The following is a 25,624-nucleotide window of genomic DNA, read 5'->3' as shown; positions in this document are numbered from 1 at the left end:
GTCATGGATCTCGCCGTGCTCTGGTTCTGGATCGTCGCCTTCCTCTTCGTCGGCTACTTCGTGCTCGACGGCTTCGACTTCGGCGTCGGCATGACCATGCCCTTCCTCGCGAAGGACGACACCGACCGCCGGGTCATGATCAACACGATCGGCCCCGTCTGGGATCTCAACGAGACCTGGGTGATCGTCGCGGGCGCTGCGCTCTTCGCGGCGTTCCCCGAGTGGTACGCGACGCTGTTCTCCGGCTTCTATCTCGCGCTGCTGCTCATCCTGCTCGCGCTCATCGCCCGCGGCGTCTCGTTCGAGTACCGGCACCAGCGGCCCGAGTCGCAGTGGAAGGCCTGGTTCGACCGGATGATCATCGTCGGCTCGGCCGTGCCGGCGCTGCTCTGGGGTGTCGCCTTCGCGAACATCGTGCAGGGCGTGCCGCTCGACGCCGATCACAACTACACGGGGACGCTGTTCGATCTGCTGAACCCGTACGCCCTGCTCGGCGGCGCCACGACGCTGCTGCTGTTCTTCACGCACGGCGCCGTCTTCATCGCGCTGAAGACCGAGGGCGAGCTGCGGGCCCGCGCCAAGCGGCTCGCGACGAGGGCGGGCGTCATCACGATCGTCGTCGCCGCGGCGTTCCTGCTGTGGACGGGCCTCGCGCAGGGCTCCGCGTGGTTCTGGGCGCTGGCGGCCGTCGCGGCCGTCGCGCTCATCGGCGGAGTGCTCGCGAACATGCGCGGGAAGGAGGGCCTGGCCTTCGGGCTCATGGCGCTCACGATCGCGGCCGCCGTGATCGGGCTCTTCGCCGCGCTCTTCCCCGAGGTGATGCCCGCGTCCAACGACCCGGCGAACAGCCTCACGATCGCGAACGCCTCCAGCACGCCCTATACGCTCACGTTCATGAGCTGGACCGCGCTGATCTTCCTGCCGCTCGTGCTCGCGTACCAGGCGTGGACGTATTGGATCTTCCGCAAGCGCGTGACCAGGCAGACCATCGAGGCGGCCGCGCACTGACGTGAAACCGCTCGACCCACGCCTCATCCGGCGCTCCGGCGCCGCCCGCGGCTTCCTCGCCGCGGGCGGCGCGGTCGCGCTCGTCCAGGCCGTCGCCGTCATCGGCTTCGCCTACGGGCTCGCCCGGATCGTCACCGACCTCGTCTCGGGCGTCCCCCTGACGGAACTCGGCTGGGCGATGCTGCTGCTCGTCGGCTGCGTCCTCGTGCGCGCGCTCGCGGCGTGGGTGTGGGAGTGGTCCGGCGCCGCCGGGGCGGTGCGGGTGAAAGCGGAGCTCCGCCGGGCCGTGCTCGAGTCGGTCGACCGCGGCGGGGGCGATCCGGGCGGAACGGGGCGGCTCGCGACGCTGCTCGGCCCGGGACTCGACGCCCTCGACGACTACTTCGGGCGCTACCTCCCGCAGCTCGTGCTCACGGTGGTCGCGATGCCGATCCTGCTCGTCGCGGTCTGGCTCGCCGACCCGCTCTCCGGGCTCATCCTCGTCATCGTGCTGCCCCTGCTGCCGATCTTCATGGCGCTCATCGGCCTGGCCACCAAGCAGGTGCAGCAGCGCCAGTGGGAGGGATTGCAGCAGCTCTCGACCGCCTTCCTCGAGATCGTCGGCGGCTTGTCGACGCTCGTGGTGTTCAACCGCGCGGAGCGTCAGCTGGGTCGCATCCGCCGCGCGACCGACGCCTACCGCGGCAAGACGATGCGCGTGCTCCGCGTGACCTTCCTCTCCGGCTTCGTGCTCGAGTTCGGGGCGAGCCTCTCGATCGCGCTCGTCGCCGTCTCCATCGGCCTGCGTCTCGTCTCCGGCGAGATGGGGCTGTTCGCGGGACTCTTCGTGCTCGTGCTCGCGCCGGAGGTGTTCCTGCCGCTGCGGAACGTGGGCGCCGCCTTCCACGCCTCGACCGAGGGGCTCGAGGCCTCCGGCGAGGCGCTCGACCGCATCGAGGCGGGGGAGCGGGCGGATGCCTCGGCCGTGCGCGCCGCGACCACGCCGGCGTCGGCGACGCCCGGCGCGGAGGGCAGCGCGGCGCTCCGGCTGGAGCGGTTCGCAGCGCTGCGCGACGGACGTGCCGTCGCCGCCCCCGTCGACCTCGAACTGGCGCCGGGGGAGGTGGTCGCGCTCGTCGGCCCGAGCGGTGCGGGCAAGTCGAGTCTCATCGCCGCGCTGCTCGGCTTCGCCGAGGCGGACGGCGAGGCCTGGGTCGACGGCGTGCCCGCAGGGCCCGCGGCCAGGCCGCGCGCGGCCTGGGCGGGCCAGCAGCCGCTGCTCCGCGCCGGTACCGTCGCGTCGAACATCCGGCTCGGCAGCGAGCGGGCGCCCGAGGCGCTGCTCGAGGAGGCGATCGCCGAGCTCGGGGTGGCACTCGACCCCGCGCACCCCGTCGGCCCCGAGGGGGCGGGCCTCTCCGGCGGGCAGCAGCAGCGGGTCGCGGTCGCCCGGGCCTGGCACCGCGTGCGCGCCGAAGGGCTGCGGCTGCTGATCCTCGACGAGCCGAGCTCGGCGCTCGACGCCGACCACGAGGCCCGGCTCGCCGCCGCGGTGCGCCGGCTCGCGGACGGCGGCACCGCGGTGCTCGTCGCGAGCCACCGCCCCGCGCTCGTCGCGGCCGCCGACCGCACCGTCGAGCTTCGGGAGGCCGCCCGTGTCGCGCACTGACCCCGCCACCCGTCGCGTGCTGCGCGAGGCGATGCCGCCGCTCCCGCGGCTCCTGCCCGCGGTGCTCGCCGGCATCGCCTCCGGCGGCTCCGCGGTCGCGCTGCTCGCCGCGAGCGCCTGGCTGATCACCCGGGCGGCCGAGCAGCCGCCGATCCTCTTCCTCTCCCTCGGCATCGTCGGCGTGCGCGCGTTCGCGCTCTCGCGCGCCGTCTTCCGCTACCTCGAACGCCTCGCGGGGCACGATGCGGCGTTCCGGCAGCTCGCCGCGGTGCGGGCGGGAGTGTACGAGCGGATGCTCCCCGTGGCACCGGACGGCGTCCCCGCCACCCGCGGCGGCGAACTGCTCGCTCGCTTCGTCGGCGACGTCGACGAGCTGCAGAACCTCGCGCTCCGCGTGGTGCAGCCGGTCGTGAGCGCCCTCGTCGTGCTCGTCGCCGCGGTGACGGGCATCGCCTTCCTCGCACCCGGTGCGGCGGCCGGGCTCGCCCTCGTGCTCGTGGCCGGCATCGGCCTCGCGCTCCTCGCCCAGCACCGCGCGGGCGCGCGGGCCGACCGCGAACTCGCCCCGCTGCGCGGGCGGCTCCAGCAGGCGGTCGTCGAGCATCTCCGCACCAGGGAGCTGCTCGTCGCCTACGGCGCCGCGGACGCCGACCTCGACCGCATCGACGGCTTCGCCCGGGAGCTCGGACGCGTCTCGCGGGCGCGCGCGGTCGCCGCCGGTGCCGTGGCCGCCGCGGTGGCGGCCATGGGCGGCATCGGCGCGGCCGTCGCGCTCTGGCTCGCCGCGCCCGTGCTCTCGAACGGCGCGATCGACGGACCGACGCTCGCGATCCTCGCGCTCGTGCCGCTCGCCGTCGCCGAGGTGGCCGCTGCGATCCCGCCGGCGGCCGCGGCCTGGCGGGTCGCGCGCTCGGCGGCGGAGCGGGTCGCCCTCGCGGTGCCCGCCGAGGTGCCGCCGGAGCTCCCGGTGCCGGCCGTCGCGCCGCGCGAGTTGCCCGATGGCGGCGCGGCACCCCGGCTCGAACTGCGCGGCGTGCACGCCGACTGGCCTGGCGCCGCCGGTCACGACCGGCCGAACGCGCTCCCGGCGGTCGATCTGGACCTGGGTCCGGGGGAGCGCCTGCTCGTCAGAGGTCCGAGCGGCAGCGGGAAGACGACGCTCGCCCACGTGCTCGTGCGCTTCCTCGAGTACGGCGGTTCCTACCGCGTCGACGGCGTCGAGGCGCGCGAGCTCGACGCCCACCGGCTGCGCGACCGCATCGGGCTCGTCGAGCAGCGGCCCTGGCTCTTCGACGAGTCGATCCGGCAGAACCTGATCTTCGCCCGCGACACCGCGAGCGATGCCGAGCTCGAGGCGGTGGTCGAGCGTGTCGGCCTCGGCGAGTGGATGCGCGAGCGCGGCGGCCTCGACGCGCCGGTCGGGGAGCGCGGCGCACTCGTGTCCGGCGGTCAGGCCCATCGCATCGCGCTGGCCAGGGCGATGCTCGCCGACTTCGACCTGCTCGTCCTCGACGAGCCGACCGCGAGCGTCGACCGTGCCAGGGCGGACGCGCTGCTCGCGGAGCTGCTCGACGCGGCATCAGGGCGCTCCGTCGTGCTCATCTCGCACACGCCGGTCGCGCCGGGGCTCGTCGACCGGGAGCTCGTGCTCGGCTGAGCCGCGCGCGGGCCGAGCGGGCGCGCGCGGGCCGCGTGCGCCGTAGGCTGAGGGGATGCCCCGACGCCTCCGTCGCCGACCGCTGCCCGGGTGGCGCGACCCGGAGCTCGTGCACCGCGAGCTCGCCGCCGACGCCCCGATCTCGGCCTGGCTCGACTCCGGCATCGACGCGAGCTCGGGGACGAGCGTCATCGCCGTGCCGCGGGACGGCGCCGCGCTCCTCGTCGCCGACGCCGCGACGCCGCCTGCGGCCGTCTTCGCGCGGCTCCGCGCCGAGCTGGGTGATTCCCTCGACGGCGACGGCGACGCGGCCGCGACCCCGCTCGGCTGGATCGGCTGGTTCGGCTACGAGTTCGGCGCCCGCGCGCTCGCGTTGCCCGCCGCGCCCACCGGTGCGCCCGCGGCGGCCCTCTTCTTCGCCGAGCGCGCCGTGGTCTTCGACCACGGCAGCCGCACGATGCGGCTCGAGTGGCTCGAGGACGGGGCGGATCCCGGCTTCGTCGCGGCCCAGACATCCTGGGCCGAGCGCACCGCCGCGGCCATCGCCGAGCTGCCCGGGGCGACGCCCGACCTCGATCCCGCTCCCGCCGTGCCCGCCCGTGTGGCCCCGCCCCGCTGGCGGCACTCCCCGGCGGCGTACCGGCGACGCATCCGCGCCTGCCAGGAGGCGATCGCCCGGGGCGACGCCTACCAGCTCTGCCTCACCAACCGGATCGACGTCGACGGCCGGTTCGACCCCGTCGAGCTGTACCGGCGACTGCGCCGCACGAGCCGCAGCCACCACGGCGGGCTGCTCCGCTTCGAGGGCACCGCCCTCGTCAGCGCCTCGCCCGAGCAGTTCCTGCTCGTCGAGCCCGGCGGTCTCGTCTCGACGAAGCCGATGAAGGGCACCCGGCCCCGGCATCCCGACCCGGACCGTGACGCGGCCCTCCGTGCGGAGCTGCTCGCGAGCGAGAAGGAGCGCGCCGAGAACCTCATGATCGTCGACCTGATGCGCAACGACCTCTCGCGCGTCGCCGAGCTCGGCAGCGTGCGCGTGAGCGGCCTGCACACGGTCGAGGAGTACCCGCACGTGCACCAGCTCGTCTCCACCGTCTCCGCGCGGCTGCGACCCGGGCTCGGCGCCGTCGACGCCGTCGCCGCGGCGTTCCCCGCCGGCTCCATGACCGGGGCGCCGAAGGAGAGCGCCATGCGCATCCTGCACGAGCTCGAGGCCGGGGAGCGCGGCGTCTACTCGGGCGCCTTCGGCACGCTCTCCGTCGACGGCGGCGCCGACCTCGCCATGGTGATCCGTTCGATCGTCGTGACCCCCGAGGGCGCCTCGATCGGCACCGGCGGCGGCATCACCGCGCTCTCGGTGCCCGAGGAGGAGGTCGAGGAGACCCGGGTCAAGGCCCGGGCGCTGCTCGACGCGCTCGGCGCCGCCCCCGACGCCGCGATCGAATAGGCTGGAACCTCGCATCGAGCGCGCTTCCGTCGCGCCCGCGATCCCACCCCGCAGATACGCACGATTGAGAGTCACGTGGTCAACGAGCAGGAATCCGTGCCGCGCCCCGACGCCGACGCCTACGACTTCGCCGCCATCCAGGAGAAGTGGCTTCCGGTGTGGGAGGAGCGCGAGCTCTTCCGCGCGGGCCGCGAGGGCGACACCCGGCCCCGCAAGTACGTGCTCGACATGTTCCCGTACCCCTCCGGCGACCTGCACATGGGCCACGCCGAGGCGTTCGGCTTCGGCGACATCTCCGCACGCTACTGGCGCCACCAGGGCTTCGACGTGCTGCACCCGATCGGGTGGGACTCCTTCGGCCTCCCGGCCGAGAACGCCGCCATCAAGCGCGGCGCCGACCCGCGGGAGTGGACCTACGCGAACATCGCGCAGCAGAAGCGCTCGTTCCGCCAGTACGCGCCGAGCTTCGACTGGTCGCGCGAGCTGCACACGAGCGACCCCGAGTACTACAAGTGGAACCAGTGGCTGTTCCTGAAGCTCTACGAGCAGGGCATCGCCTACCGCAAGGCCGGCCAGGTCAACTGGTGCCCGAACGACCAGACCGTGCTCGCGAACGAGCAGGTCGTCGACGGGCACTGCGAGCGCTGCGGCGCCGTCGTGACGAAGAAGGCGCTGACCCAGTGGTACTTCCGGGTCACGGACTACGCCGACCGGCTGCTCGACGACCTCAACCAGCTCGAGGGCACCTGGCCGTCGAAGGTCGTCTCGATGCAGCGCAACTGGATCGGCCGCTCCTCGGGCGCCGACGTCGAGTTCGAGATCGAGGGCCGCGACGAGCGGGTCACCGTGTTCACGACCCGCCCCGACACGCTGTACGGCGCGACCTTCATGGTCGTCGCCGTCGACTCGCCGCTCGCCGCGGAGCTCGCCGGCGGCGCCTCGGCCGAGGTGCAGCGCAACTTCGAGGGCTACCTCGAGTCCGTGCGCGCCGAGAGCGACATCGACCGGCTCGCGACCGACCGGCCGAAGACCGGCGTCTTCCTCGAGCGCTACGCGGTCAACCCGCTGAACGGCGAGCGCCTGCCGATCTGGGCGAGCGACTACGTGCTCGCCGACTACGGCCACGGCGCGATCATGGCCGTGCCCGCGCACGACCAGCGCGACCTCGACTTCGCCCGCGCCTTCGAGCTGCCGGTGCGCGTCGTCGTCGACACGAACGCGCCCGTGACGGGCGTCATCCCGGTCATCCCGACCGACGCCGACGGCAACGCGATCGAGCCTGACGATCTGCCCCCGCTCGACCCCGCCTCCACCGGCGTCGCCCTCACCGGCGAGGGCCGGCTGATCAACTCCGGCCCGCTCGACGGGCTGTCGAAGTCGAACGCCATCCGCCGGGCCATCGAGATCCTCGACGAGCGCGGCACCGGCCGCGCCGCGAAGAACTTCCGGCTGCGTGACTGGCTGATCTCGCGCCAGCGCTTCTGGGGCACGCCGATCCCGATCATCCACTGCGCCGACTGCGGCGAGGTGCCCGTGCCCGAGTCCGAGCTGCCGGTGCGGCTGCCCGACGCGGCCGGCCTCGACCTGAAGCCGAAGGGCACGAGCCCGCTGGGCGCGGCCGAGGCGTGGGTCAACGTCGCCTGCCCGAAGTGCGGCGGCGCCGCCAAGCGCGACTCCGACACGATGGACACCTTCGTCGACAGCTCCTGGTACTACCTGCGCTATCTGAACGCGAACGACGACACGCGCGCCTTCGACCCGGCCGAGGCCGAGAAGTGGGCGCCCGTCGACCAGTACGTCGGCGGCGTCGAGCACGCGATCCTGCACCTGCTGTACTCGCGCTTCATCACGAAGGTGCTGTTCGACCTCGGCTACCTGCGCTTCACCGAGCCTTTCACCTCCCTGCTGAACCAGGGCATGGTGCTCATGGACGGCTCGAAGATGTCGAAGTCGAAGGGCAACCTCGTCGAGTTCGCCTCCGAGCTCGCCGCGCACGGCACCGACGCCCTCCGCGTCACGCTCGCGTTCGCCGGGCCGCCGGAGGACGACATCGACTGGGCCGACGTGTCGCCGGTCGGCTCCGCGAAGTTCCTCGCTCGCGCGTGGCGCGTCGCGCACGACGTGACGAGCGCGCCCGAGGTCGACTGGTCGACGGGCGACCGCGCGCTGCGGCGCGCCTCGCATCGACTGCTGGCGGATGCCCCGGGGCTGGCCGAGTCGTACAAGTTCAACGTCATCGTCGCGCGCCTGATGGAGCTCGTGAACCTGACCCGCAAGGCGATCGACCAGGGCCCCGGCCCGGCCGACGCCGCGGTCCGCGAGGCGGCCGAGGTGACCGCGATGATCCTCGACCTGTTCGCCCCGTTCACGGCGGAGGACATGTGGCAGCGGCTCGGCTACGAGCCCTCGGTGGCGCTCGTGCCCTGGCGCAAGGCCGACCCGGCGCTGCTCGTGGAGGATCAGGTCACCGCGATCGTCCAGGTCGACGGCAAGGTGCGCGACCGGCTCGAGGTCTCGCCGAAGGTGTCGGCCGACGAGCTGGAGCGCCTCGCGCGCGACTCGGTCGCGGTCACGCGGGCGATCGGCGAGCGCGAGATCGTGAACGTCATCGTGCGCGCGCCGAAGCTCGTCAACATCGCCACGCGGGGGTAGCCCGCCCGCGGCCCCCGGCTGCGCGCATCGGTGGGCGTGCGCGCCATCCGGCCGTCCTCCACAGGCGGGGCGGAAGGCTCCGCGCTCACCGACTCCTGGTGCCGGCGTCCCGCGCGGTGCGGTCGACCGTAGCGTCGTCCCATGCCCGGACTTCCGAACGGCGACGAGCGCGCAGACGAGGCGCTGGCGCTGCTCGCACCCTCGGCTCGTCGGGCGGGTGCGCGCACCCGCATCGCGGTCGGTGCGGCGATCGTCGTGTTCCTCGTCGCGCTCGCAGCGGCGGCGCTGCTCTCGTTCGCCGGGTCGGGCGGAGGGGACGTCGGTTCGTTCGAACTCGGCGGTGAGGAGACGGAAGCCGACGCGGCGAGCGACGGGGCGCTGACCGGGGCGCCGGCGTCGCCCGTGCTGCTCGTGCACGTCCTCGGGGCCGTCGCGGAACCGGGGCTCGTCGAACTCGAACCCGGCGCGCGGGTCGTCGACGCCATCGCCGCCGCGGGCGGGCTCACGGCCGAGGCCGATGCGGGCGGGGTGAACCTCGCCAGGCCGGTGACCGACGGCGAACAGCTGCTCGTCCCACGGCCCGGCGAGGCGCCGCCCCCGCAGGCCGGCGCTGCGGGTGGCGCGAGCGGAGCCGGCGGTGCGTCGGGCGCTCCGGGCGGCGCGGGGGTGGTCCGGCTGAACACGGCGGGCCTCGCGGAGCTCGACACCCTGCCGCGCATCGGGCCGGCGCTCGCGCAGCGGATCCTCGACTGGCGGGCCTCGAACGGCGGCTTCACGAGCGTCGAGCAGCTGCTCGAGGTCGCGGGCATCGGCGACGCCGTGTTCGCGGGGCTGGTCGACCGGGTCGCCCTATGACCGGCACTCAGGAACCGCCGCTGGGGACCGGCGCGACCGTGCGGGATCTGCGGCTCGTTCTGCCCGCGCTCGTGGCCTGGGGCGTCGCATGGGCGGCGGTGCGGCTGCCCGAGGCCGGGTTCGGGATCTGGATCGCTCCCGCGGCCTCGTGGGCAGCGGCCCTCACCGCGCTGCTCGCGGTCCTGCGCACGCGTCGCTCGGCAGCGACGCTGGCCCTGGTCTCGGCCGCAGCCGCCGCGGTCGTCGCGACGAGCGCCGGCGTCGCCCTGGCGGAGCGCGATCGCGGGCCGTTCGCGGGGGAGCGCGACGCCTCGGCGGCCGTGGTCGTCGAACTCGTCGGCGCCCCGCGCGACGCCTCGTTCGAGGCCGCGGCCTTCGACGACGCCGACGAACCCGGCGCTGCCGCGGCCGAGGGGCGGTCCGACTCCGTCTCGCAGCGGCTTCGCGCGCCCGCGCGGGTGCTCGAGCTCGAGGGCCGTGCCGTGCGCGCGCTGCCGGTCATGGCCGAGTTCGAGGCGGACCCTTCGCGGATCGGATTCGGCTCGCGGGTCGCGTTCGAGGCGAGGGCGACGCCGCAGCCGAGTTCTGAGCGGGCGGCGCTCCGGCTGAGCGGCGGCAGTGCGCAGAGCGTCGCCGCACCGCCCTGGTGGGCCGCGTGGGCGCTGCCGCTGCGTTCCGGCCTCGTGGAGGCAGCCACCGAGCTCGGCGGCGACGGCGGCGCGCTCGTGCCCGGACTCGCGGTCGGCGACGAGCGCGCCGTCGGCGAGGAGCTCGATGCCGCGATGAAGGCGAGCTCGCTCACGCATCTCACCGCGGTGTCCGGGGCGAACTGCGCGATCATCACGGCGGCCGCGTTCTGGCTCGCGGCCCGCTGCCGGGCACCGCGCTGGGCGCGGGTGACGATCGCGATCGGCGCGCTGCTCGGCTTCGTCGTGCTCGTGACGCCTCAGGCGAGCGTCGTGCGCGCCGCAGCCATGGCCATCGTGCTGCTCGTCGCCCTCGCCCGCGGGCGGCGGGGCGGCGGCGTGCCGGCGCTCGCGACGGCGGTGATCGTGCTCCTCGTCGCCGACCCCTGGTACGCGGGCGACTTCGGATTCGCGCTCTCGGTGGCGGCCACCGGCGGCCTGATCCTGCTCGCCCCGCCGCTCGCCGCACGACTCGCGCGTGTGATGCCGGGGCCGCTCGCGGTCGTGCTGGCCGTGCCGCTCGCGGCGCAGCTCGCCTGCCAGCCGATCCTCGTGCTCCTCGAGCCGACGATCCCGCTCGCGGGGGTCGCGGCGAACCTTCTCGCCGCGCCGGCGGCGCCGGCCGGCACGATCCTGGGGCTGCTCGCCTGCCTCGCCCTCCCGATCCTGCCCTCGGTGGGCTTCGCCTTCGCCCAGCTCGCCTGGCTCCCCGCGAGCTGGATCGCGGCGCTCGCGCACGCGGCGTCGAGCGCGCCCGCCGCCCAATTGCCGTGGCCGGCGGGTGCGCCCGGCGCAGCCCTGCTGCTCGCCACCACCGCCGTCGCGTTGCGGCTCGCGCTCGGGAGGCCGCAGCGCCGCCCGCTGGTCGTGCTCTCGCTCGCCCTGGTACTCCTCGTCGTCGCAGGCACCGTCGGCGGGGCGATCGGCACCCGGGTGCTCCCGGGACTGCTGCGGCCGAGCTCGTGGTTCGCCGTGGCCTGCGACGTCGGGCAGGGCGACGCCGTACTGCTCCGATCCGAGGGCCGCACGATGCTGATCGACACCGGCCCCGAGCCGGCCCCGCTCGGGCGCTGCCTCGAGCTCGCCGGGGTCGACCGCGTCGATCTGCTCGTGCTCACGCACTGGGACGCGGACCACGTCGGGGGCGCCTCAGCCGTGGCCGAGCGCGTCGACGCCGTCCTGCACGGCCCGCCCGACGGAGCCCGCTCGCGCCGGGCGCTCGCTGCATTCGTCGACCGCGGCGTGCCTGCGGTCGAAGCCGAGACAGGCCGGAACGGCGAGCTCGGCGGCCTCCGATGGCGGGTCCTCTCGCCCGAGGCGGGGGCGCGGCCGGGCAACGACGCGAGCGTCGTCCTCGCCGTCGACGGTCCGCAGGCGAGCGCGCTCCTCCTCGGCGACCTCGGCGAGACGGCCCAGATCGCGCTCGCGCAGCGCCTCGAGACGGTGCGACCGGGCGGCTTCGACGTCGTGAAGGTGGCCCATCACGGCTCGGCCGACCAGTACGAGGCGCTCTACGCGCGCCTGGGCGCGGTGCTCGGGTTGATCGGCGTCGGCGCCGAGAACGGCTACGGGCACCCGACGAGCGCGCTGCTCGGCCTGCTCGAACGCCACCGCGTGCACCCGGCGCGCACCGATCTCATGGGCACGGTGTTCGTCGGCGCCGACGGTGAGGGGCTCCGCCTCTGGACCGAGCGCGGCGCGGCGAAGCCACCGCCTGCACGGCCGCGGACGGGGAGCGCAGCGCCGCCCGCGATGACGGCGGCCGGCCGTAGACTCCGCCGTAGACTTGGAGGTCGAGCCGGCGCATTCCGCCGGGCAGGAGGAGACAGTGGCGGCACGCACCGCGGCACGCGCCGCACCGAAGGCGAAGGCGGCCATCCCGCAGCTCGCGTGGAACGCGGTCCGTCCGGCGCCGGTGGTGCTCGTCGCCGGTCCCGAAGACGTGCTCGCCGAGCGGGCGATCGGCATGCTCCGCGACTTCCTCCGCACCGAGGACCCCGCGCTCGAGGTCAGCGACCTCGAGGCCGACGCCTACCGGCGGGGCGAGCTGCTGACGCTCGCGAGCCCTTCGCTGTTCGGCGAGCCGCGACTCATCCGCGTCTCCGGCGTCGAGAAGGCGAGCGACGACTTCCTGCTCGACGCGCTCGACTACCTCGAGCAGACCGCCGAGTCGACCACGCTCGTGCTGCGGCACCGCAACGGGCAGCGCGGCAAGAAGCTGCTGGACGCGATCCGGGCCGGCTCCGGCGGCGGCATCGAGATCGTCTGCGCCGAGCTCAAGAAGGACGCCGAGAAGCAGGACTTCGCCGCCACCGAGTTCCGCAGCGCCGGCCGCAAGGTGAGCCCTGGCGCACTGCGCGCGCTCGTCGGCGCGTTCAGCGACGACCTCGCCGAGCTCTCGGCCGCGTGCCGGCAGCTCATGGCCGACGCCCCCGGCGACATCGACGAGAAGCTCGTCGCGAAGTACTACGGCGGTCGGGTCGAGACCACGGCGTTCGCCGTCGCCGACGCCGCGATCGCCGGGCGGCACGGCGAAGCGCTCATCGCGCTGCGGCACGCCCTCGACAGCGGGGCCGACCCGGTGCCGATCGTCGCGGCGTTCGCGATGAAGGTCCGCACGATGGCGAAGGTGTCCGGGGCGCGCGGCGGTGGGGCGCAGCTGGCGTCCTCGCTCGGCATGGCCCCGTGGCAGGTCGATCGGGCCCGCCGCGACCTCGCCGGGTGGGACGATGCCGGCCTCGCCCGCACCATCGAGGCGCTCGCCGCGACCGACGCGGCGGTGAAGGGCGCCGAGCGCGACCCCGTGTTCGCCCTCGAGCGGCTCATCGGCGTCATCGCCTCCCGCGGCCGCGACTGAGCTCCGCCCTCCTTGCCGGTCCGTCCCAGTGCGGCATCCGCCCGCCCGCGCCTGCTTCGCGGCATCCGCGAGTTGCACGACGAAACACCCGCGGCGCCCCTTCGGCTGGCGCATGGGGCACTTCGTCGTGCGACTCGCCAGCCGGCGGCAGCAGCACTCGCGGCGGCGGCACCGCGGCGACGCAGCCGGCGTCAGCGGGAACGACGAAGGCCCCGCCGGAGCGGGGCCTTCGTGGATGCTGCTGCGACTCAGAGCGCGGCGGCCTGCTTCGCGATCGCCGACTTGCGGTTCGCGGCCTGGTTCTTGTGGATGACGCCCTTCGAGACGGCCTTGTCGAGCTTGCGGTTCGCGACGCGAACGGCGGCGGTCGCCTTGTCCTTGTCGCCACCGGCGATCGCCTCGCGCGCAGCGCGGACGACGGTCTTGAGCTCGCTCTTGACGGCCTTGTTGCGCTCCTCGGCCTTGCGGTTGGTGCGGATGCGCTTGATCTGCGACTTGATGTTTGCCACGTGGATTCTTTCGTTGTCGTGTGGTACGGGATGTGCCGCGAACGGTAGAGGGGCCGCCGCGACGTTTCGTGCGGGGTGGGACCCACACGCAAGCCAACAGGCAACGATACCAGTTCCGCGCTGACGGCACCAAAGCGAGCGAATGCGGTCAGGCGGACGAATCCGACCCTCGCCGGGTCCGCGCGCCGAGCGCCGCGCGGCGCTCGAGCTCGGCCACGGCGTCGAGCACGACGGCGGTGAACGCCTCCGGCCGGCTGAGGCTCACGAGATGGGTCGCGCCGGGCACGACGACGAGCCGGCCGTCGCGAGCCGCCCGGGCGAGGCGGCGCTCCTCGAGCCGGAAGTGATCGAGCTGTCCGTTCACGAGCCAGACCGGGCAGCGCACGGCGCCGAGCGCCGCCTCGAGGTCGATCGTGCCGACCGCGGTGAGGGTCGTCTGCATGACGTCGAGCGCGACCCCGCCGGCGACGACGTCGCGGGCTGCCGCGGGGGAGAGCATGAGGCGGACGAAGCCGTCGTTGAGCGCGCGCCCCCGATCCGGCAGCCGGCCGATCGCCTCGGCCAGGGCGAGGTAGCCGCGGAGTCCCACGCCACGGGGCCGGGTGCCGCACGAGGCGGCGATCAGGCCGTCGAGGAGCTCCGGATGCCTCGCCGCCGTCTCGATCGCAAGGTAGCCGCCGAGGCTCAGCCCGACGAGCAAGCGAGGCACGGGCGACGGCCGCGCCGGGGCATCCGGGCCGTCCGGGCCGACCGGGCCGACCGGGCTGACCGGGCCGACCGGGCCATCCGAGCCATCCGGGCCGACCGCGCGGAGCGCGTCGGCGATCGCGTCGATCGCGCTGTCCAGGGTGAACGGCTCGCCCATCCGGCGCCCGTGCCCCGGCAGGTCGATCGCGACGGCGTCGACGTCGTAGCGCGCAAGCGCCTCGAGCTGCGCGCGCCACATCGTGGCGGAGGTGCGGATGCCGTGGACGAGGACGACACGCGCGCGGACCACGGTCACCCCGCCCGGATCGCGCCGAGCTCCCGTGCGCGGGCCACCGCCGCCGTGCGCGAGCCGACGTCGAGCTTCGTGAAGATGTGCACGAGGTGGCTCTTCACCGTCGCCTCGCTGAGGAACAGCGCCCGGCCGATCTCGCGATTCGACCGCCCCTCCGCGACGAGCGTGAGCACTTCCGCCTCTCTGGCGGTGAGCCGCTGTCCGGCGCCGTCCGCGGCCGCGAGCCGGGACGAGACCGCCGGGGCGAGCGCGCTCTCGCCGGCTGCGGCGAGGCGCACCGCCGCGAGGAGCTCCTCGGGCGGCGCGTCCTTCAGCAGGTAGCCGCTCGCGCCGGCCTCGATCGCGCCGAGGATGTCGGCGTCGGTGTCGTAGTTCGTGAGCACGAGCACGCGGGGTGCGTCGGGAAGGGCGCGGATGCGCCGGGTGGCCTCCGCGCCCTGCAGCTCGCCGGGGAACTGCAGGTCCATCAGCACGAGATCGACGCCGTCGCCGCCGCCGTCCGCGGCGAGCCGCACCGCCTCGGCCGCGGTGCCCGCCTCGGCGACGACGACGAGCTCCGGGTCGGCCTCGAGCATCGCCCGGATGCCGGCGCGGACGACGGGATGGTCGTCGGCGAGCATGAGCCGGATCACGACGGCACCACCGGGATGCGCACGACGACCGCGGTGCCCTCACCGGGTGCGGACTCGACGTCGGCGGTGCCGCCCAACCGCTCGGCGCGGCGCCGGATCGCGGGCAGCCCGAAGCCGTCGCCCGCCTCGGCCTTGCGGGGGTCGAAGCCGACGCCGTCGTCGACGACGTCGAGCGCGACCTCGTCGCCGAGGAAGCTCAGCGTGAGCTCGGCATGCGTGGCCCTGGCGTGGCCGACGACGTTCGCGAGCGAGCCTTGGGCGATGCGGAGGAGCGTGGCCTCGACCGCCATCGGCAGGGCACTCGGCTCCCCGCTCGTCGAGAAGCTCGCCCGCACCGCGGCGCCCGACTGCTCGGCCTGCGCGTTGGCGGCGTCGACGAGGCGCTGCAGGGCGGCGGGCAGGCCGCGGCCGTCGAGCGGGGCCGGCGTGAGCTCGCGGATGAAGCGCCGGGTCTCCTGCAGGTTCTCCGCCGCCGTCTCGCGGGCGAGCTCCAGGCGTTCCCGAGTGCGCTCGTCCTGCACGTCGCGCTCGGCCGCGTGCAGCAGCATCTGGATGCTCGACAGCCCCTGCGCGACGGTGTCGTGGATCTCGCGGGCGAGGCGCTCGCGCTCGGCCTTCGTGCCCGCCTCCCGGCTGGCGGCGGCGAGCTCCTCGCGAGTGGCCATGAGGTCGAGGATGAGCGCCTGGCGCTCCCTGGTCTCCTGCGCCATCGCCCGGTAGCCGAGCCCGATCACGATCGCGACGCCGGCGCTGATGAACGGGCCGAGGACGCTGCCCGGCTCGAAGCCGAGGTGCATCGTCGTGCTGGCCACCGAGATCGCGAAGGTGACGATCACGAGCGGCACGGCGATCGAGGCGGCGAGCACGTGCAGTTCGAGGAAGAAGAGCGGGAACGCGAGGAACGCCGCATCGGGCGTGAGCACGCTGAGCGCGGCCCAGAGCGCGAGCAGGCCGATGAGCCAGAGCACGCGCGCCCACACCGGGAGATGCCGATGCGCGGCGGCGACGCCCGCGCCGTACCAGGCGAGGAACACGATCGCGAGCACCGTCACCGGCACCTCGAGCCCGTCGTCGGCGAGGAGCGCCCGGACGACGACGAAGAGGGCGAGTCCGACGACGAGCACGTGGAGTCCCGCGCGGAGCGCGATGAAGACCGGGCGCAGCGCGGAGGGCTGCACCCGCTCGTCGACGGGGGCTTCGAGCACGGCCATGATGGGCCTCAGCGTAGCCCCGGCGGCCTGACCGGGGCATCCGTCGAAAGTCGCACCCGAAGTCATGGGAGAATCGACCGATGTCTCCGAGAGCTGTGAACCCGCCGGTGCCTGCTGCCACCGACCCTGCGCTGATCCGCAATTTCTGCATCATCGCGCACATCGACCACGGCAAGTCGACCCTCGCCGACCGCATGCTGCAGATCACCGGGATCGTCTCCGACCGGGACATGCGGGCGCAGTACCTCGACCGCATGGACATCGAGCGCGAGCGAGGCATCACCATCAAGAGCCAGGCGGTGCGCATGCCGTGGGCCGTCGCAGACGAGTCCGGCCGCGACGTCGCGTACGCGCTGAACATGATCGACACCCCCGGGCACGTCGACTTCAGCTACGAGGTCTCCCGCTCCCTCGCGGCCTGCGAGGGCGCGATCCTGCTCGTCGACGCCGCGCAGGGCATCGAGGCGCAGACGCTCGCGAACCTCTACCTCGCGCTCGAGAACGACCTCGAGATCATCCCGGTGCTGAACAAGATCGACCTGCCCGCGGCGGAGCCGGAGAAGTACGCGCGCGAGCTCGCCGACCTCATCGGCGGCTCGCCCGACGACGTGATGAAGGTCTCGGGCAAGACGGGCCTCGGCGTCGAGGCGCTCCTCGACCGCGTCGTGCAGCGCATCCCCGCCCCGGTGGGCGACGCCGATGCGCCGCCCCGCGCGATGATCTTCGACTCCGTCTACGACAGCTACCGCGGCGTCGTCACCTACGTGCGCATGGTCGACGGGCAGCTGAACCCGCGCGAGCGCATCCAGATGATGTCGACCAAGGCGACGCACGAGATCCTCGAGATCGGCGTCAGCGCCCCCGAACCGACGCCCAGCAAGGGCCTCGGCGTCGGCGAGGTCGGTTACCTCATCACGGGCGTGAAGGACGTGCGCCAGTCGAAGGTCGGCGACACGGTCACGACCGCGGTGAAGCCCGCGGCCGAGGCGCTCGACGGCTACACCGAGCCGCTGCCGATGGTCTTCTCGGGTCTGTACCCGATCGACGGCAGCGACTACCCCGAGCTGCGCGAGGCGCTCGACAAGCTGAAGCTCTCGGATGCCGCGCTCGTCTACGAGCCCGAGACCTCCGTGGCGCTGGGCTTCGGCTTCCGCGCCGGCTTCCTCGGACTCCTGCACCTCGAGATCGTCACCGAGCGGCTCCGCCGCGAGTTCGGGCTCGACATCATCGCGACCGCGCCCTCGGTGGTCTACGAGGTCACCACGGAGGACAAGAAGACCGTCACCGTCACGAACCCGAGCGAGTTCCCCACCGGGGCGAAGATCGCGGAGGTGCGCGAGCCGATGGTGAAGGCCGCGATCCTCGCGCCGAAGGACTACGTCGGCACGATCATGGAGCTCTGCCAGTCTCGTCGCGGCACCCTGCTCGGCATGGAGTACCTCGGCGAGGACCGCGTCGAGATCCGCTACGACATGCCGCTCGGCGAGATCGTGTTCGACTTCTTCGACCAGCTGAAGTCGAAGACCGCCGGCTACGCCTCGCTCGACTACGAGCCCTCCGGCGATCAGGCCGCCGACCTGGTGAAGGTCGACATCCTGCTGCAGGGCGAGCAGGTCGACGCGTTCAGCGCGATCGTGCACCGCGACAAGGCCTACGCGTACGGGGTGCTGATGACCGGGCGGCTCCGCGAGCTCATCCCGCGCCAGCAGTTCGAGGTGCCGATCCAGGCGGCGATCGGCGCCCGCATCATCGCGCGCGAGTCCATCCGGGCGATGCGCAAGGACGTGCTGGCGAAGTGCTACGGCGGCGACATCAGCCGCAAGCGCAAGCTCCTCGAGAAGCAGAAGGAGGGCAAGAAGCGCATGAAGATGGTCGGGCGCGTCGAGGTCCCCCAGGAGGCGTTCATCGCCGCGCTCTCGGGAGACACCGAGTCCAAGGACTCCAAGAAGAAGTAGGGAGCGCGTCATGAAGCGACGGAGCTCGTTCACCGACCAGTCGGTGACGTACGGGGCGATCGGGGCCACGCAGGCCCCCGACCTCCTGCGCTACCCGCCGGAGGGCTACCGCCCAGCGGAGGACAGCGTGAAGATCGGCTCGGGGCGGGAGCGCTTCGACAAGGCCGCGGAAGAGCTGATGACGTGGGGCATCCAGCGGGGGGCCGGATTCGAGGTCCTCGACGTCACCGCCGGTACCGGCACCCAGTACACCGGCATCGCCTACGACGTCGAGGGCGTGCCCGCCGCCGGCGCCCAGCCGCACACCGAGCAGCGCTTCGCGGCCGACGGCACGCCGTACCTCGCCGCGGGGATGACGGCGACGCTCCGCTCGCAGCGCCGCTTCGGGCACCACGACACCCACGTGCTCGTCGTCTACGTGATCGACGAGCCCGACCGCATCGGTTTCGCCTACGGCACCACCGCCGACGGCGAGGAGAGCGGCGAGGAGTCGTTCGTGCTCGAGCGCCGCGAGGACGACAGCGTGTGGCTGACGATCCGTTCGGTGCTGCAGACGGCGGGCGGCGCGCGCGCCGTCGTCGCCCCGGCCGTGCGCCGGCGCCGGCGCGAGCTCACCCAGCGGGAGCTGCGCGCGCTGCACCCCGCCTTCGTCTGAGCCGTGGCCGGACCGCTGCCGATCGGCGACCCCGCACCGTCTGACGGGCTGCTGCCCGCGCAGGCGGCCGACGGCGCAGCCGAGCGCGCGCTCGGGCTCTACGTGCACGTGCCCTTCTGCCGGGTGCGCTGCGGGTACTGCGATTTCAACACCTACACGGCGACCGAGCTGCGCGGGGTCGCGCAGGCCGACTACGCCGCGCAGGCGATCGGCGAGCTGCGCTTCGGCGCGGCGGCGCTCGAGGCATCCGGTCTGGCGCCGCGCGAGCTCAGCACGGTGTTCTTCGGCGGCGGCACCCCGACGCTCCTGCCCGCCGCTCAGCTGGTCGAGATGCTCGCGGCCGCGCGCCGCGAGTTCGGGATCCGGCCTGGCGCCGAGGTGACGACCGAGGCGAACCCGGACTCGGTGGACGCCGCGTACCTCGCCGAGCTGCGCGACGGCGGCTTCACCCGGGTGTCGTTCGGCATGCAGTCGGCGGTGCCGAGCGTGCTCGCCACGCTCGACCGCACGCACGACCCCGAGCGCGTGCCGCTCGTCGTCGCCTGGGCGCGCGACGCGGGGCTCGACGTCAGCCTCGACCTGATCTACTCGACCCCGGGGGAGCGGCTGGCCGACTGGCGTAGGAGCCTCGAGGCCGCGATCGCCGCTTCGCCCGATCACCTGAGCGCCTACTCGCTCATCGTCGAGGACGGCACGAAGCTCGCCCGCCAGGTGCGCCGCGGCGAGCTCGCCGCGCCCGACGACGACCTCGCCGCCGACATGTACGAGCTCGCCGACGAGCTGCTCGCCGAGGCGGGATTCGGCTGGTACGAAGTGAGCAACTGGGCGCGCGGCGACGAGCACCGCTCGCGGCACAACCTCGGCTACTGGCGCGGCGACGACTGGTGGGGCGTCGGGCCCGGCGCGCACAGCCACGTCGGCGGCGTGCGCTGGTGGAACGCGAAGCACCCGGCCGCGTACGCGGACCGCATCGCGGCCGGCGTCTCTCCGGCGGTCGGCCGGGAGACCCTCGACGCGGCGACCCGGGAGACCGAGCGGGTGCTGCTCGGCACGCGCATCCGCGAGGGGCTCGAGATCGCGACGCTCCCCGAGTCCGGGCGCGCGGCGGTCGCCGGCCTCATCGCCGACGAGCTCGTCGAGCCGAGGGCGGCGCTCTCGGGCCGGCTGACCCTCACGCGCCGCGGCCGGCTGCTCGCCGACGCCGTGGTCCGGCGGCTGCTCGACTGAGCCCGGGTGGCGCCCGTCGGGCCGGAACGCCGAATCGCCCGCCTCCGCGGGGGAGACGGGCGATTCGAGGATGCGGTGATCAGCTCACGAACTTGATCGACATCGGGTAGACGTAGGGCTGGCCCTGGTTCGCCTTGATGGCCGCGATGATGCTGAACACGATCACCAGCACCCAGACCGCGGCGAGGATGAAGATGCCGATGATGACGATCGTCAGGATGCCGCCGACGATGTTCGCGATGAGCATGGTGAGCTGGAAGTTCAGCGCCGTCGCGGTGTGCGCGCGCACGAACGGGCCCTTGTCCTTCAGCAGCAGGTAGCCGAGCAGCGCCGGGATGAAGCTGAAGAAGATGCCGCCGACGTGCACGAGCGTCGCCCAGAGCTTCTCGTCGGCCGGGTTGAGCGGCTGCGCCTGCTGGTAGGGGTTTCCGGGCGGCGGCGTGGGCGGGCCGGGAGGCGGCGGAGTGGGCGGGGTCGGTGGGGTGGGCACGTCGGTCATGGAAGGCCTCCTGGCTGCACCGCCTGCGCGGTGGGATGGTCGGACGCCTCCATGGTGGCAGAAACGGCGCGCCGGACGGAAGGGCCCGTCCGGCGCGCCGCCGGTGCTGCTGCGGCCTGGAGCGGCCGGGTTCAACTACTTGATGAGTCGGAGCGCGAAGGGGTAGCGGTAGTGCTGGCCGTCCTTCACGCGCAGGAAGGCGATGATCGAGAAGACGATGGAGATCACCCAGACGGCGAGCGAGATGAGGCCGCCGATGAGGATGATCGAGAGCACGGCGCCGATCACGTAGCCGATGAGCATCGTGATCTGGAAGTTCAGCGCCTCCTTCGCCTCGACGTTGGTGAACTGGCCGCGGTCCTTGAAGACGAGCCAGATGATGAGCGAGGGCAGGAAGCCGAGGATGCCGCCGAGGTGGGCGAACGAGGCCCACTGGATGTCCTGGTCCTGCGGGAGCGGCCCGGCGCTGGCGGCCGGCTGCGGGGGGACGGGCTGCTGGGGCGGCACGTTCGGGTCGGGCGTCGGTGCGTTGGGGTCGGTCATGGCGATGCCTTTCGGGGCTGGGGATCGGCCGCGGCTCGTGCTGACCCGTTCGGGGGACGGCTCGCGGACTCGGGATCACCGTAGCGCCGCGCCTGGGGCGTCGCAATGCCTGAGGCGCAGGATGTCGCGGTAGGATTGGCACTCCGAGAAGACGAGTGCCAATCGACGGGAGGTGGGGCAGATGGTCTCCGATCGAGGGCTCGCCGTGCTCCGCGCGATCGTGCAGGACTACGTGGCCTCCCGCGAGCCGGTCGGCTCCAAGACGATCGTCGAGCGGCATGCCTTCGGGGTCTCCGCCGCGACGATCCGCAACGACATGGCCCTCCTCGAGGAGGAGGAGCTGATCGCGGCCCCGCACACCTCGTCCGGGCGCATCCCGACCGACAAGGGGTACCGCGTCTTCGTCGACCAGCTGAGCGAGCTGCGGCCGCTGAGCCAGGCGCAGCGGCACGCCATCGAGACCTTCCTCGGCGAATCGAGCGACCTCGACGAGCTGCTGGCCCGCACCGTGCGCCTGATCGCCCAGCTCACCAACCAGCTCGCCGTGGTGCAGTACCCGAGCTTCGCGAGCTCGCGGGTGCGTCACGTCGAACTCGTAGCGCTCGCACCCGACCGGGTGCTCTGCATCCTCATCACCGACTCCGGACAGGTCGAGCAGCGGGTCGCCGAGCTCGGCTCGCCGGTCGACGAGGAGACCCTCGCCGCGCTCCGGGCGCGCTTCAATGGGCTGGCCGCCGGGCGCACTCTCGCCGAGGCCGCCCAGGCGCTGTCGGGCGAGGTGCCCGCCGTCGACCCTCGCCACGCGCAGGTGCCGCACACCCTCGCGACCACCCTGGCCGAGCAGGCCCGGGTGCAGCGCGGCGATCGCCTCGTCGTGGCGGGAGCGGCGAACCTCGTGCGCACCGAGCAGGACTTCCCGGGCTCCATCCTCGGCGTCATCGAGGCCATCGAGGAGCAGGTCGTGCTGCTGAAGCTCTTCGGCGAGATGGCCTCCGACCAGCACGGCGTCGCCGTCAGCATCGGCCGCGAGAACGCGCCGTTCGGCCTCGCCGAGACCTCGGTCGTCGCGAGCTCGTTCGCGGTCGCCGGCCGCGACGTGTCGCGGCTCGGCGTCGTCGGCCCGACGCGCATGGACTACACCACGAGCATGGCGGCGGTCCGCGCGGTCGCGCGCTACCTCTCCCGCACGCTCGGCGAGCACTGACCCGCCGCCGTCATCGACCAGCCTCACCCGGCACCCATCGAAAGGAACCGCCCTCCGTGGCAGACCACTACGAGGTCCTCGGCGTCTCCCGCGACGCCACCCCTGACGAGATCAAGAAGGCCTACCGCCGGCTCGCCCGCGAGCTGCACCCCGACGTGAACCCGGGCGCCGAGGCGTCCGAGCGCTTCAAGGAGGTCACGCACGCCTACGACGTGCTGTCCGACCCGAAGCAGCGCCAGCAGTACGACCTCGGCGGGCAGGGCGGATTCGGCGGCCAAGCCGGCTTCGGCGGCTTCGGCGACATCTTCGAGACCTTCTTCGGCGGCGGCCAGCAGAGCCGAGGCCCCCGCTCGCGGCGCGAACGCGGGCAGGACGCGCTGATCCGCGTCGAGCTCGGCCTCGAGGAGGTCATCTTCGGCACGCACCGCGAGCTCGAGGTCGACACGGCCGTGGTCTGCGAGACGTGCCACGGCAGCTGCTGCGCCCCCGGCACCTCGCCCGTCACGTGCGACATCTGCCACGGCACGGGGCAGATCCAGCGCACCGTGCGCTCGCTGCTCGGCAACGTCGTGACGGCGAGCCCGTGCGGCTCCTGCCGCGGCTACGGCACGATCATCGCCACGCCCTGCGTCACCTGCCAGGGGCAGGGGCGCGTCCGCGCGCGTCGCACGGTGCCGGTGGACATCCCCGCCGGCGTCGACACGGGCCTCCGGCTGCAGATGCCGGGCTCCGGCGAGGCCGGCCCCGCGGGCGGCCCGAACGGCGACCTCTACCTCGAGATGAAGGTGAAGACGCACGAGGTCTTCAGTCGCGACGGCGACGACCTGCTCTGCACGCTCGAGGTCGCGATGACCGACGCCGTGCTCGGCACGAGCACCACGGTGCACGCCCTCGACGGCGACGTCGAGCTCGAGCTGAAGCCGGGCCTGCAGTCGGGCGAGGTGCTGACCGTGAAGGACCGCGGCGTCACCCGCCTTCGCGGCAACGGACGCGGCGACCTGCGGATCGGCGTGCACGTGCTCACCCCGACCAAGCTCTCCGGCAAGGAGCGCGAGCTGATCGAGAAGCTCGCCGCCTCGCGCAAGCAGAAGGCGCCGGAGCTCTCGCACTTCCAGCAGGGGCTCTTCGCGAAGCTCCGCGACCGGTTCCTCGGCTGAGATGGCGAGCCTCTACCTCGACGAGGGCGCGGAGCTGGCGGCGGTCGCCGCCGGCGACGTCGTGCGGCTCGGCGGTCCGGAGGCGCGCCACGCCGTCCAGGTCGCCCGCGTGCGCCTCGGGGAGCGGATCTCGATCGGCGACGGGCGCGGCACGGTCGTGACGGGCCCGGTGCTCGAGAGCGGTCAGGGCGAGCTCACGATGGAGGTCGCCGAGCTCGCGCGCGAGCAGCCGGCGACGCCCGCGCTCGTGCTCGTGCAGGCCCTCGCGAAGGGCGACCGCGACGAGCTCGCCGTCCAGGCGGCCACCGAGCTCGGCGTCGACCGCATCGTGCCCTGGGCCGCGGCGCGCTCCGTCTCGCGCTGGGAGGGCGCGAAGGCCGAGAAGGGGCGGCAGCGCTGGGCGACGATCGCCCGCGAGGCGAGCAAGCAGTCGATCCGCGCCTGGGTGCCCGAGGTCGAGGCCGCGACGCCGACCGCCCGGCTGCCGGAACTGCTCGCCGGCACCCGGCTGCTCGTGCTCGAGCCGACGGCGGAGCGCGGCCTCGCGCAGCTCGAGCTCGACGAGCGGCCGCTCGCGCTGCTCGTGGGACCCGAGGGCGGCGTCGCCCCCGAGGAGCTCGCCCGGCTGACCGCGGCCGGCGCCGAGCCCGTCCGGCTCGGCCCGACGGTGCTGCGCACCTCGACCGCCGGTCCCGCCGCGATCGCGCTGCTGAGCGCCCGGCTCGGGCGGTGGTGAGGCATCCGTCGCTACGATGGACCCATGACCGCCCAGGCCGCCGACCCCACCGTCTTCGAGCGCATCGCCGCGCGTGAGATCCCCGCGACGATCGTCGCCGAGACCGAACAGGTCATCGCGTTCCGGGACATCGCGCCGCAGGCGCCCGTCCACGTCGTCGTCACCCCGAAGCAGGGGCGCTACCGCGACGTCGTCGAGCTCGCCGCCGGCGACCCCGGGCTCCTCGCGGAGCTCGTCGAGGTCGCGCGCGGCGTCGCCGACGAGCTGGCCGACGGCCAGTTCCGACTGATCTTCAACACCGGCGCGGGCGCGGGCCAGACCGTGTTCCACGTACACGCGCACGTCCTCGCCGGGGGCCTCGAGGAGCGTACGCTTGCCGGCTGAGCCGATGAATGACCAGGGCGCCGACGCGCGCCCCCGCACCGACGAAGAACTGCTGCACATCGACGGCATCGAGATGGTGCGCCTGCTCGGTCCGCAGGACCGGCTGCTCGCGCAGATCCAGCGCGAATACCCGGGCGTCACCGTGCACGTCCGCGGCAACCAGATCTCGCTCCGCGGCGAGGAGGCGGAGCGGCTCCGCGCCCGCCGCCTCATCGAGGAGCTGCTGGCGCTCGTCCGGCAGAACCAGGACCCCACGACGACCGAGGTGACGAGCTCGGCCCGCATCCTCGAGCAGGACCCGGGGGCGCGGCCCTCCGAGCTGCTCGGACAGGTGATCGTGTCGAGCCGGGGCAAGCAGATCCGGCCGAAGACCGAAGGCCAGCGCGCCTACGTCGACGCGATCGACGAACACACCATCGTGTTCGGCATCGGGCCGGCGGGCACCGGCAAGACCTACCTCGCGATGGCGAAGGCCGTGCAGGCGCTGCAGCGCAAGGAGGTCAGCCGCATCATCCTCACCCGGCCGGCCGTCGAGGCGGGCGAGCGGCTCGGCTTCCTGCCGGGCACGCTCACCGACAAGATCGACCCCTACCTGCGGCCGCTCTACGACGCGCTCAACGAGATGATGGACCCCGAGCTCGTGCCGAAGCTGCTCGCCTCCGGCACGGTCGAGGTCGCCCCGCTCGCCTACATGCGCGGGCGCACGCTGAACGACTCCTTCGTCGTGCTCGACGAGGCGCAGAACACGACGCCCGAGCAGATGAAGATGTTCCTCACCCGACTCGGCTTCGGCTCGAAGATGGTCGTCACGGGCGACATCACCCAGATCGACCTGCCGGGCGGGGCGTCCGGGCTGCGCATCGTCACGCGCATCCTCGACGGCATCGACGACATCGCGTTCGCCCGACTGACGAGCGACGACGTCGTTCGTCACACGCTCGTCGGCCGCATCGTCGACGCGTACACCGAGTTCGACCAGCGCCAGCAGGCGCAGCGCTACGAGCGGGCCGAGGCCCGCGAGTTCGCGAACCGCGCGGAGCGCCGCGGACGCGGCGCGAGCGGCGGCCCCAGAGACCACCTGCCGAGAAAGGCGAAGTGACCG

Annotated in this window: 22 protein-coding genes and 1 pseudogene; 16 read left to right on the top strand and 7 right to left on the bottom strand. The window is 73.6% G+C overall.

The window, feature by feature from the left end; translation table 11 throughout:
• Positions 1 to 3: 3 nt before the first annotated feature.
• The 6 genes from cydB (at position 4) to QSJ60_RS12320 (ending at position 9,267) form a co-directional block, all read left to right on the top strand.
• Positions 4 to 1,008, top strand: a complete 1,005-nt coding sequence (gene cydB / locus QSJ60_RS12345; RefSeq protein ID WP_285463799.1) for a cytochrome d ubiquinol oxidase subunit II — start codon at positions 4 to 6, stop codon at positions 1,006 to 1,008.
• 1 nt (position 1,009) lies between these two features.
• Entirely contained in the window at positions 1,010 to 2,656 is a 1,647-nt protein-coding gene (cydD, locus tag QSJ60_RS12340) for a thiol reductant ABC exporter subunit CydD (RefSeq protein WP_285463798.1), read from the top strand.
• Complete coding sequence (cydC, locus tag QSJ60_RS12335) at positions 2,643 to 4,313, top strand: thiol reductant ABC exporter subunit CydC (protein WP_285463797.1); 1,671 nt, start codon at positions 2,643 to 2,645, stop codon at positions 4,311 to 4,313. Before cydD ends, cydC begins: the two co-directional genes overlap by 14 nt.
• Positions 4,314 to 4,368: 55 nt before the next feature.
• Positions 4,369 to 5,760 (top strand): aminodeoxychorismate synthase component I, encoded by a 1,392-nt coding sequence (pabB, locus tag QSJ60_RS12330; RefSeq protein ID WP_285463796.1) that lies wholly within the window; start codon positions 4,369 to 4,371, stop codon positions 5,758 to 5,760.
• A 96-nt stretch (positions 5,761 to 5,856) separates the two neighbouring features.
• Entirely contained in the window at positions 5,857 to 8,412 is a 2,556-nt protein-coding gene (gene leuS, locus QSJ60_RS12325) for a leucine--tRNA ligase (RefSeq protein ID WP_230766759.1), read from the top strand.
• A 141-nt stretch (positions 8,413 to 8,553) separates the two neighbouring features.
• Positions 8,554 to 9,267, top strand: a complete 714-nt coding sequence (locus tag QSJ60_RS12320) for a ComEA family DNA-binding protein (RefSeq protein WP_285463794.1) — start codon at positions 8,554 to 8,556, stop codon at positions 9,265 to 9,267.
• Positions 9,268 to 9,274: 7 nt separating this feature from the next.
• On the opposite strand, the gene QSJ60_RS12315 is transcribed toward QSJ60_RS12320, so the two are convergent.
• Positions 9,275 to 10,069: a hypothetical protein gene (locus QSJ60_RS12315; RefSeq protein WP_285463793.1), complete on the bottom strand. Its 795-nt coding sequence runs from the start codon at positions 10,067 to 10,069 to the stop codon at positions 9,275 to 9,277.
• On the opposite strand from QSJ60_RS12315, the pseudogene QSJ60_RS19095 reads away from it, so the two are divergent.
• Both QSJ60_RS19095 and holA read left to right on the top strand, forming a co-directional pair.
• Positions 10,050 to 11,399: pseudogene (locus QSJ60_RS19095) on the top strand (ComEC/Rec2 family competence protein); the annotation flags it as partial. The gene QSJ60_RS12315 and the pseudogene QSJ60_RS19095 overlap by 20 nt on opposite strands.
• Positions 11,400 to 11,781: 382 nt before the next feature.
• The gene (gene holA, locus QSJ60_RS12300) at positions 11,782 to 12,810 is read left to right on the top strand and encodes a DNA polymerase III subunit delta (protein ID WP_285463788.1); all 1,029 of its coding nucleotides are present in this window, start codon (positions 11,782 to 11,784) and stop codon (positions 12,808 to 12,810) included.
• 248 nt (positions 12,811 to 13,058) lie between these two features.
• Here holA and rpsT read toward each other — a convergent pair whose 3' ends face one another.
• The 4 genes from rpsT to QSJ60_RS12280 all read right to left on the bottom strand — a co-directional run bounded on the left by rpsT (position 13,059) and on the right by QSJ60_RS12280 (position 16,162).
• Positions 13,059 to 13,319: a 30S ribosomal protein S20 gene (gene rpsT / locus QSJ60_RS12295; RefSeq protein WP_189086488.1), complete on the bottom strand. Its 261-nt coding sequence runs from the start codon at positions 13,317 to 13,319 to the stop codon at positions 13,059 to 13,061.
• Positions 13,320 to 13,467: 148 nt separating this feature from the next.
• Positions 13,468 to 14,322, bottom strand: coding sequence for an alpha/beta fold hydrolase (locus QSJ60_RS12290; protein WP_285463786.1), 855 nt, complete (start codon positions 14,320 to 14,322; stop codon positions 13,468 to 13,470).
• A complete protein-coding gene (locus tag QSJ60_RS12285) occupies positions 14,319 to 14,951 on the bottom strand; it encodes a response regulator (protein WP_285463784.1) in 633 nt (210 codons plus the stop codon). Before QSJ60_RS12285 ends, QSJ60_RS12290 begins: the two co-directional genes overlap by 4 nt.
• On the bottom strand, positions 14,948 to 16,162 hold the full coding sequence (locus QSJ60_RS12280) for a sensor histidine kinase (protein ID WP_285463782.1): 1,215 nt from the start codon (positions 16,160 to 16,162) through the stop codon (positions 14,948 to 14,950). Before QSJ60_RS12280 ends, QSJ60_RS12285 begins: the two co-directional genes overlap by 4 nt.
• An 80-nt stretch (positions 16,163 to 16,242) precedes the next feature.
• Here QSJ60_RS12280 and lepA point away from each other — a divergent pair, with 80 nt between their 5' ends.
• From lepA to hemW, 3 genes are read left to right on the top strand one after another with little or no spacing between them, the layout of a single operon-like run.
• Complete coding sequence (lepA, locus tag QSJ60_RS12275; RefSeq protein ID WP_189086485.1) at positions 16,243 to 18,117, top strand: translation elongation factor 4; 1,875 nt, start codon at positions 16,243 to 16,245, stop codon at positions 18,115 to 18,117.
• 10 nt (positions 18,118 to 18,127) lie between these two features.
• Entirely contained in the window at positions 18,128 to 18,772 is a 645-nt protein-coding gene (locus QSJ60_RS12270; protein WP_230766789.1) for a DUF1990 domain-containing protein, read from the top strand.
• 3 nt (positions 18,773 to 18,775) lie between these two features.
• Positions 18,776 to 19,999, top strand: coding sequence for a radical SAM family heme chaperone HemW (gene hemW, locus QSJ60_RS12265; RefSeq protein WP_285463780.1), 1,224 nt, complete (start codon positions 18,776 to 18,778; stop codon positions 19,997 to 19,999).
• 79 nt (positions 20,000 to 20,078) lie between these two features.
• On the opposite strand, the gene QSJ60_RS12260 is transcribed toward hemW, so the two are convergent.
• Both QSJ60_RS12260 and QSJ60_RS12255 read right to left on the bottom strand, forming a co-directional pair.
• Entirely contained in the window at positions 20,079 to 20,498 is a 420-nt protein-coding gene (locus QSJ60_RS12260; protein ID WP_285463779.1) for a DUF4870 domain-containing protein, read from the bottom strand.
• Between the two features lie 135 nt (positions 20,499 to 20,633).
• The gene (locus QSJ60_RS12255) at positions 20,634 to 21,041 is read right to left on the bottom strand and encodes a DUF4870 domain-containing protein (RefSeq protein ID WP_189086481.1); all 408 of its coding nucleotides are present in this window, start codon (positions 21,039 to 21,041) and stop codon (positions 20,634 to 20,636) included.
• A 181-nt stretch (positions 21,042 to 21,222) separates the two neighbouring features.
• Between QSJ60_RS12255 and hrcA the strand changes: the two genes are divergently transcribed.
• Genes hrcA through QSJ60_RS12230 form a run of 5 tightly spaced genes read left to right on the top strand, consistent with a single transcriptional unit; the run spans position 21,223 to position 25,621 of the window.
• On the top strand, positions 21,223 to 22,245 hold the full coding sequence (gene hrcA / locus QSJ60_RS12250) for a heat-inducible transcriptional repressor HrcA (protein ID WP_285463778.1): 1,023 nt from the start codon (positions 21,223 to 21,225) through the stop codon (positions 22,243 to 22,245).
• A gap of 56 nt (positions 22,246 to 22,301) precedes the next feature.
• On the top strand, positions 22,302 to 23,402 hold the full coding sequence (gene dnaJ / locus QSJ60_RS12245) for a molecular chaperone DnaJ (protein ID WP_285463776.1): 1,101 nt from the start codon (positions 22,302 to 22,304) through the stop codon (positions 23,400 to 23,402).
• A gap of 1 nt (position 23,403) precedes the next feature.
• On the top strand, positions 23,404 to 24,138 hold the full coding sequence (locus QSJ60_RS12240) for a 16S rRNA (uracil(1498)-N(3))-methyltransferase (protein ID WP_285463775.1): 735 nt from the start codon (positions 23,404 to 23,406) through the stop codon (positions 24,136 to 24,138).
• Between the two features lie 24 nt (positions 24,139 to 24,162).
• The gene (locus QSJ60_RS12235; protein WP_285463774.1) at positions 24,163 to 24,522 is read left to right on the top strand and encodes a histidine triad nucleotide-binding protein; all 360 of its coding nucleotides are present in this window, start codon (positions 24,163 to 24,165) and stop codon (positions 24,520 to 24,522) included.
• 4 nt (positions 24,523 to 24,526) lie between these two features.
• Positions 24,527 to 25,621: a PhoH family protein gene (locus QSJ60_RS12230; protein ID WP_285463773.1), complete on the top strand. Its 1,095-nt coding sequence runs from the start codon at positions 24,527 to 24,529 to the stop codon at positions 25,619 to 25,621.
• The last annotated feature ends 3 nt before the right edge of the window (positions 25,622 to 25,624 follow it).

Origin of the sequence: Agromyces sp. NBRC 114283 (assembly GCF_030268405.1) — a bacterium.
Taxonomy (GTDB): Bacteria; Actinomycetota; Actinomycetes; order Actinomycetales; family Microbacteriaceae; genus Agromyces; species Agromyces mediolanus.
The sequence above is the reverse complement of the archived record's forward strand: the minus strand, read 5'-3'. Positions and strand labels throughout refer to the sequence as shown.

Excerpts from the sequence above, each read along its gene's own strand:
- cydB (WP_285463799.1), top strand. The coding sequence starts at position 4 with ATGGATCTCGCCGTGCTCTGGTTCTGGATCGTCGCCTTCCTCTTCGTC.
- pabB (WP_285463796.1), top strand. The coding sequence starts at position 4,369 with ATGCCCCGACGCCTCCGTCGCCGACCGCTGCCCGGGTGGCGCGACCCG.
- QSJ60_RS12320 (WP_285463794.1), top strand. The coding sequence starts at position 8,554 with ATGCCCGGACTTCCGAACGGCGACGAGCGCGCAGACGAGGCGCTGGCG.
- QSJ60_RS12280 (WP_285463782.1), bottom strand. The coding sequence starts at position 16,162 with ATGGCCGTGCTCGAAGCCCCCGTCGACGAGCGGGTGCAGCCCTCCGCG.
- lepA (WP_189086485.1), top strand. The coding sequence starts at position 16,243 with ATGTCTCCGAGAGCTGTGAACCCGCCGGTGCCTGCTGCCACCGACCCT.
- QSJ60_RS12270 (WP_230766789.1), top strand. The coding sequence starts at position 18,128 with ATGAAGCGACGGAGCTCGTTCACCGACCAGTCGGTGACGTACGGGGCG.
- QSJ60_RS12260 (WP_285463779.1), bottom strand. The coding sequence starts at position 20,498 with ATGACCGACGTGCCCACCCCACCGACCCCGCCCACTCCGCCGCCTCCC.
- QSJ60_RS12255 (WP_189086481.1), bottom strand. The coding sequence starts at position 21,041 with ATGACCGACCCCAACGCACCGACGCCCGACCCGAACGTGCCGCCCCAG.
- hrcA (WP_285463778.1), top strand. The coding sequence starts at position 21,223 with ATGGTCTCCGATCGAGGGCTCGCCGTGCTCCGCGCGATCGTGCAGGAC.
- QSJ60_RS12240 (WP_285463775.1), top strand. The coding sequence starts at position 23,404 with ATGGCGAGCCTCTACCTCGACGAGGGCGCGGAGCTGGCGGCGGTCGCC.
- QSJ60_RS12235 (WP_285463774.1), top strand. The coding sequence starts at position 24,163 with ATGACCGCCCAGGCCGCCGACCCCACCGTCTTCGAGCGCATCGCCGCG.
- QSJ60_RS12230 (WP_285463773.1), top strand. The coding sequence starts at position 24,527 with ATGAATGACCAGGGCGCCGACGCGCGCCCCCGCACCGACGAAGAACTG.